Genomic DNA, 7,196 nt, shown 5'->3' with positions numbered 1-7,196 from the left:
CGGGCGATCTCGTCCTCCGGATGGGAGAAGTCGTCCCACTGCACGTCGCCGACCAGCGGCTCGATCAACACCTCGGCGTGCTCCTTGTCGTAGCGGCGCAGGTAGTAGGATTTGACCAGCGATGCCCAGTCGAGCATGCCGAGCATGTGGGTCGGGTGTGGGGCGCAGGCCGAGGGCTTGGCCCCGACGTTGACCGCCACCACACACTGCTGGTCGGTGGCACGGCGGCGCGCCTCCAGCGCGGGGATCTCCGAGGCGAGCCCGCCGTCGACGAAGCGGGTGCCATCGACCTCCACCGGCGCGAAGATACCGGGGATGGCCATGCTTGCCGCCACGCTGTGTACCAGATCGCCCCGGTCGAACACCGTGCAATCGCCGCCGGGGAAGGAGACCGCCACGCAGGAGAAGGGGATCTGCGTGTCGGCGAAGGTGTGGCGGCCGCAGAGGGTGTCGGCGACGGTGATCAGCAATTCGGCATCGACCAGTGCGATGTCGGTCGCCGCCCGTACATAGAGCAGTGACTGCCGCCCCAGCGCCATCCAGCGATCGAGGAAGGAGGCCGACGGCTCCTCTTGTTGCTGGAGTTGCGGCAGCTGCAGGTTGGCGATCGCATCGGAGCGCAGGAAGTCGAGCACCCGTCGTCTCAGCCGTTCCGCATCGGGATCGAGCGCGTACATGGCGCCGAAGAGGGCGCCGATGCTCACCCCGATGATGGCATCAGGCCGCAGTCGGCGCTCCTCCAGCGCGGCGAGCACCCCGATGTGGGCCAGCCCCCGCCCGCCGCCGCCGCCCAGTGCCAGCACGAATCCGTCATAGCGGCTGGGCAACAGTCGGGTGAACCATTTAGGTGTCATCGGCATCCCCCTCCGGTGGCAGCGTGATCACGCGGTAGAGCGCATCGAACAGCCTCCTGCGGCTCGCTTCGTCGAATGGCGCGCCGTCGGCCCGTTCGAGGAAGAAGACATCGACCAGCCGCTCGCCGAAGGTGGAGATCTGTGCCCCGTGGATGCGCATCTCCGCCCGGTTGATCGCCGCGGCCAGGTCGGCGAGGATCCCGGGGCGGTCGGCGGCGGTCACCTCCACCACGGTGAAGCGGGCCGATGCCCGGGGCAGCAGGGCGACCTTCGGCTCCACCTGGCGCATCAGCACATCGACCTTCCAGTCGGTGCGCGGCCGGTGCCGGGGCAGCGGATCGGCGGTGAGCACCCCGAGGATCTTGCGTCGCATACGCTCCAGGTCCCCGGGGTGGTCGAACATCCCCCCCTCCATGGTCTGAACCAGGAAGAGGTCGATGATGCGGCCGTCGTCGAGATCGAAGGCCCAGGCTGAGACCACCGAGGCGTGGCAGTCGCTGATCACGCCGGCCAGTGCGGCGAACAGCCCGCTGCGGCTGCGGCTGTGGACCATGACCAGTGTGCCGCCGTATTCGCGCTCGACCACCGTCTCCACCCGCTCCGCGCCATGGCACCCGCCGAGGAAGCGGGCCACCTGCAGCAGCCGCTCCGTGGTCAACTGCCGTACCATGGCATCGGGCAGCAGCCGCAAACCGGCTGCGACGGCCGTACGCGCCCCATCCGTCGCCTGTTCCAGCACGCCCTTCCGCTCTTCGGCCAGCCGCTTCCGCCACGCCTCGCCATCGATACGGTCGCCGACCAGCACTTGAGCGGTGGCCTGGTAGAGCTCGGCGAGCAGCGCCCCCTTCCACGCCGTCCACACCTGCGGGCCGACGGCGGCGATGTCGGCCACGGTGAGGCAGTAGAGGTAGTCGAGCCGTTCGCGCCGCTCCATCCGGTCGGCGAAGGCGTGGATCACCTCCGGGTCGGAGATGTCGTAGCGCTGGGAGGTGCGCGCCAGGTCCAGATGGTGGGCGACCAGCCAGGGGACCAGCGCGCAGGCGGCGGCGTCCAGCCCGGCGCGACGGCAGAAGTCGGCGGCGATGCGCGCCCCCTCTTCCGAGTGGTCGCCGCTCATTCCCTTGCCGATGTCGTGGAAGAGCAGCGCGAGGTAGAGCAGCTCCGGCCGGGGCAGCCGGGCGGCCACCTCCGAGGCCAGCGGCGTGCGGCAGGTGCGCAGCCGGTGGTAGAAGTTGCGCGCCTCTCCGACGGTGCGGATGGTGTGTTCGTCGACGGTGTAGGCGTGGTAGTTGTTGAACTGCCCCAGCCCGACGACCCGGCGGAAGGCGGGGATGAAGCGGCCCAGCACGCCGGTGTCGTTCATCGCCTTGAGCGCCCAGGCGACGTTGCGCTCGTGGCGCAGAATGGCCAGGAAGAGCGCGTAGGCCCGGGGGTCGGCCCGCAGCTCGTCGTCGATCAGCAACACGTCGGCACGGATGCGGCGCAGCACGGTGGAGTTGAGTCGGCGGTGGCCCTGCTGAGCCAGATGGAACACCTCGATCAGCCGCAGCGGCTCCTCGCGGAAGACCGCCTGGTGGGCGATGTCGATCCGTTCGTCGCGCTCGGTCAGCCCCCCGCCGATCGGGCGGGGGCGGGCGAGGCGGGGGGGATGGAGCAGCTCGTCGAAATGCATCACGATCATGCCGGAGAGGCGTACCACCCGGCCGGCCTGGCGGAAGTAGTCCTTCATGAACCGCTCCACCGCCGGCCGGTCGCCGCCGGCATAGCGCATCGCCTCGGCCAGCCGCATCTGCTGCTCGAAGCTGAGCCGGTCGCGCGCGCGCCGCTGGTTGAGGTGCAGCCCGATACGGCAGCGCCAGAGGAAGTCCTGCGCGGCCAGCAGTTGCTGCCGTTCGCGCACGGAGAGCGCCCCGGAGGAGATCAGGTTGCCGCCGCCGGCGGCGCCGTACCATGCCTTGGCCAGCCAGAAGACGGTCTGGATGTCGCGCAGGCCGCCGATTCCCTCCTTGATGTCCGGCTCCATCAGGAAGGCGGTCTTGCCCCCTTTCTGGTGGCGCGCATCCATCTCGTCGAGCTTGGCCTGGACGAAGGCCTTGCGTCGGCGGCGGAAGAACTTGATCACATGCTCCTGCAGCTGGTCGAAGAGCGCGCCGCGGCCGAAGACCAGCCTGGCCTCCATCACCGCAGTGGCGGTCTGCCAGTTCTCGCGCATGGCGGCGATGCAGTCGCGCACCGTCCGCACCGCGTAGCCGATCTTCAGCCCCGCATCCCAGAGGGCGTAGAGGAAGGGCTGGATCCGGGTCATCTCCTCTTCACCGGCATCGGCGGGGAAGAGGAACCAGAGGTCGATGTCCGACCAGGGGGCGAGCTCGCCGCGGCCGAAGCCGCCGACCGCGATCAGCTCCACCTTTCCGATCAGCTCTGGGGCCAGCTTGCGCCACAGCGTGCAGAGCAGGATGTCGGTGCGGTCGGAGAGCGCCTGGGCCATCTCCTGGCCGCCGGCGCCTTCGTGGAACATGCGGCGGATGGCGGCGCGGTCTTCGTCGAGGCGGCGACGGATCTCCGCCGCTGTGATCGCGGGCGGCTGGGGGCTCGGCATCGGCTCAAACGGTACCGTTGTTCGGGGATGGAGTCGAACAGGGGGAGCGTTTTCTCTAGCATCGCGCCATCGATCGATTCGAGGAGGCGTGTAATGGTCAACTTTGCGGAGCGGGACGGCTGGATCTGGTTCGACGGTGCGATGGTGCCGTGGCGCGATGCCCGGGTGCACCTGCTCACCCACACGCTCCATTACGGGATGGGGGTGTTCGAGGGGGTGCGTGCCTACGAGACCGATCGGGGGACGGCGGTCTTCCGTCTCGACGACCATACAGCACGCCTGTTTCGTTCGGCCAGGATCATGGGCATGGAGATCCCGTTCGACGCCGCAGCGCTCAACCGGGCGCAGATCGATGTGGTGGCGCGCAACGGGCTGCGCTCGGCCTACCTGCGGCCGATCGTCTTCTACGGCTCCGAGGGGATGGGGCTGCGTGCCGACAACCTGAAAGTCCATGTGGCCGTCGCCGCCTGGGAGTGGGGCGCCTACCTGGGCGAGGGGCTGGAGCGCGGGATCCGTGTGCGCACCTCATCCTACAGCCGCCACCATGTCAATGTCTCGATGTGCAAGGCCAAGGCCTGCGGCCACTACATCAACTCGATGCTCGCCCTGACCGAGGCGCTGCGCGACGGCTACGACGAGACGCTGCTGCTCGACGTCGACGGTTTCGTCGCCGAGGGGAGCGGCGAGAACGTCTTCATCCTGCGCGACGAGGTGCTCTACACCCCCGACCTCACCTCCGCGCTCGACGGCATCACCCGTGCGACCATCATCCAGCTGGCCACCGAGGGGGGGATTCGGGTGGTGGAGAAGCGGATCACCCGCGATGAGGTCTACATCGCCGACGAGGCCTTCTTCACCGGTACCGCCGCCGAGGTGACCCCGATCTGCGAGGTGGACGGGCGGGCCATCGGCGCCGGCAAGCCGGGGCCGATCACCCGCGCGCTGCAGGAGGCCTATTTCGACGCCGTGCGCGGCCGCGACAGCGAGCGCCACCACTGGCTCACCTTCGTCGGGGAGGGGTGAAGCCGGGAACGATGCCTGCCGGGCGGCCGCGGACCGCCCGCCTTCCCCTGCTGCGCCGCATCTTCGGTACCTTCCGCGGCCGTCTGGCGCTGACCTACATCACCGTCGAGCTCTCCATTCTGCTGTTCGCCGGGGTGCTGATCTACTGGCTGGTCACCTATCAGGTCTACCGCGAGATCGACGAGCGCATCGCCCTGCAGTGTCGAACGCTGGTCGACGAGATGGAGCGCACTCCGATCGGCCGTTGGCCCTTCCACCTCGACCAGTTCGCCCGCCACTTCCCCGGTACGCTCCAACTGGTGCGCAGCGACGGCGCTGTGGTCTTCGCCAGCGACCGGCAGCTGCTGCGCCACGGCGGCGATCGTCTGCCGATGGCGCTGGCCGAGGCGTTGCGTGACGAGACCACCACCTTCGTCTCCACCGACTCCCTGCTCAAGAAGGCCAACATGCGGGTGGTGTCGATGCCGGTCCACCTCGGAGACCGGCTCTACGGCGTGGTGATGCTCGGCCGCAGCACGCAGGACGTGCGTACCGTGATGCAGTGGATCTACTTGCTCGGCGGGGGGCTCGGCCTGTTGTCGATGGTGATCAGCGGCTGGGTCGGCTATGTCATGGCCGGCCGCGCCTACGCCCCGCTGCGCCAGATCGTGCGGACCGCCCGGGCGGTGGCTGCGGGCGATCTGAGCCGCCGGCTCAAGCCGCGCGGCGACGATCCGGAGATTCGTGCGCTGGAGGAGGCGCTCAACAGGATGTTCCATGAACTGGAGGCGAGCTTTTCCGCCCAGAAGCGCTTCACCGCCGATGCCTCACACGAGCTGCGCATCCCGCTGACCATCCTCAAGGGGGAGGTGGAGGTGGCGCTGCGCCATCCGCGCAGCGTGGAGGAGTATCAGGCCCATCTGCGGCAGCAGTTGGAGATGATCGGCCGCATGCAGCGTATCGTCGACGATCTGCTCACCCTGGCCCGCGCCGATGCCGGCCAGCTCGAGCTGGTGCAGGAGCCGGTCGACCTCACCCTGCTGCTGCAGGAGGTGGGGCAGCACCACTTGATCCTCTTCGCCCGCGAGCAGATCTCGCTGGAGATGGATATCGCCGAGGGTCTGCGGGTCAACGGCGACCAGCGACAGCTGGAGCGGGTGATCTACAACCTGCTCAACAACGCCTACAAATACGCGCCGAGGCGTTCGAGCATCTACCTCCACGCCCGCGCCGAGGGGCGGCAGGTCTTCATCCACGTGCGCGACGAGGGGCCGGGCATCGCCGAGGAGCATCTGGAGAAGCTCTTCGTCCGCTTCTTCCGCGCCGACGACTCCCGCGCGCGGCGTCACTCCGAGGGGGGCGCGGGGCTGGGGCTGGCCATCTGCAAACACATCATCCAGGCCCACGGCGGCACCATCCGCGCGGAGAGCGCGCCGGGCATGGGGGCGGAGTTCATCATCACCCTGCCGCGGGCCTGAGCGCGTCGAGCGCGCGAGAGAGCGCGGCGATCTGCTCCGGCGTGTGGCGGGCGGTGCGGGTGATGCGCAGCCGGGCGGTGCCGCGCGGCACGGTGGGCGGGCGGATGGCCACCACCTCCATGCCGTGCCGCCGCAAGATGTCGGCCGCCTCCAGCGCCGCCCGATCCGAGCCGATCGACCATGGGATGATCGGAGATTCCACCGCAACGCCGCGCAGCCGGGCGAAGAGCTCCATGTTGGCGGCAAGCCGGGCGCGCTCGTGGCCCTCGCGGATTCGGGCCAGCGCGGCCAGCCCTGCCGCGGCGAGCAGCGGCGGTGCCCCCGTCGAGTAGATCAGGGTGCGCATGCGCTGGATCAATCCGTCGATCAGCGCCCTTCGGGCCAGCACGAAGGCGCCGTAGCCGCCGAAGGCCTTGCCCAGCGTGCCGACCAGCACCAGCCGGGGATGGCCGCCGGCGCCGGTGGTGACGCCGCGACCGTCACCGCCCATGGTGCCGATGCCGTGGGCGTCGTCGATCAGCAGCAGCGCGTCGTGGCGTTCGGCCAGCTCGATCAGCCGCCGGATGTCGGCGCAGTCGCCATCCATGCTGAACAGCCCGTCGCTGACGATCAGCCGCCGTGGCTGCCGGCAGCGGGCCAGCCTCGCCTCCAGCGCGTCGTAGTCGCGGTGGGGAAAGCGGTGGTGGCGGGCGCCGGAGAGGCGGGCGCCGTCGATCAGCGAGGCGTGGTTGAGCCGGTCGCAGAAGAGGGCGGTGTGGCGGTCGGCCAGCGCCTGGATCAGGCCGATGTTGAGCAGCATGCCGCTGCCGACGGTGAGCCCGGCCTCGAACCCGAGCCAGCAGGCCAGCTCATCGGCCAACCGGTGCCACAGCGGATGGTCGCCGCTGATCAGCCGCGATCCGCCGCTGCCCACCCCTCTGGCGTGGAGCAGCCTTGCGGCCGCTTCGACCACCTGCGGATGGTCGCGCAGGCCGAGGTAGTCGTTGCTGCAGAAGCAGACCAGCCCCTGCCGCCCCCGGTGCGGTTCCAGGCTGCGGCGGGCATCGGCCGGCGGCGGGGCGAACCATCGGTCCTGGAGGGTTATGGCCGGGTCGAACGCAACAAGCCCGTCCATGGGCTGTTCGCCTTCCTGTCTTGCGAAACCGTCATGCTGATCACACTGCAAAAAGTCCGTCCGTGGGCTTTTTGCTTGACGGGGATCGAAGAGCGCGGTCTTCGATCTCCTTACAAATCCGTCGGTTGCATGCGCAACCTCCGGATTTG

At 69.2% G+C, this 7,196-nt stretch carries 5 protein-coding genes; 2 read left to right on the top strand and 3 right to left on the bottom strand.

Translation table 11 applies throughout. The features are described from left to right. Positions 1-827, bottom strand: an 827-nt coding sequence (locus D6682_06480; GenBank protein ID RMH50637.1) for a hypothetical protein, incomplete at its 3' end; no start/stop codon positions are given. 16 nt (positions 828-843) lie between these two features. After that, the gene (gene glnD, locus D6682_06475; GenBank protein ID RMH50636.1) at positions 844-3,645 is read right to left on the bottom strand and encodes a [protein-PII] uridylyltransferase; all 2,802 of its coding nucleotides are present in this window, start codon (positions 3,643-3,645) and stop codon (positions 844-846) included. On the opposite strand from glnD, the gene D6682_06470 reads away from it, so the two are divergent. Both D6682_06470 and D6682_06465 read left to right on the top strand, forming a co-directional pair. Next, positions 3,547-4,476: a branched-chain amino acid transaminase gene (locus D6682_06470; protein RMH50638.1), complete on the top strand. Its 930-nt coding sequence runs from the start codon at positions 3,547-3,549 to the stop codon at positions 4,474-4,476. The two genes, glnD and D6682_06470, sit on opposite strands and share 99 nt — an antisense overlap. An 11-nt stretch (positions 4,477-4,487) precedes the next feature. Then, the gene (locus D6682_06465; protein RMH50635.1) at positions 4,488-5,933 is read left to right on the top strand and encodes a HAMP domain-containing protein; all 1,446 of its coding nucleotides are present in this window, start codon (positions 4,488-4,490) and stop codon (positions 5,931-5,933) included. On the opposite strand, the gene D6682_06460 is transcribed toward D6682_06465, so the two are convergent. Then, positions 5,914-7,047, bottom strand: coding sequence for an 8-amino-7-oxononanoate synthase (locus tag D6682_06460; protein RMH50634.1), 1,134 nt, complete (start codon positions 7,045-7,047; stop codon positions 5,914-5,916). The two genes, D6682_06465 and D6682_06460, sit on opposite strands and share 20 nt — an antisense overlap. Between the last annotated feature and the right edge of the window lie 149 nt (positions 7,048-7,196).

Source organism: Zetaproteobacteria bacterium, assembly GCA_003696765.1.
GTDB lineage: Bacteria > Pseudomonadota > Zetaproteobacteria > Mariprofundales > J009 > RFFX01.
The sequence above is the reverse complement of the archived record's forward strand: the minus strand, read 5'-3'. Positions and strand labels throughout refer to the sequence as shown.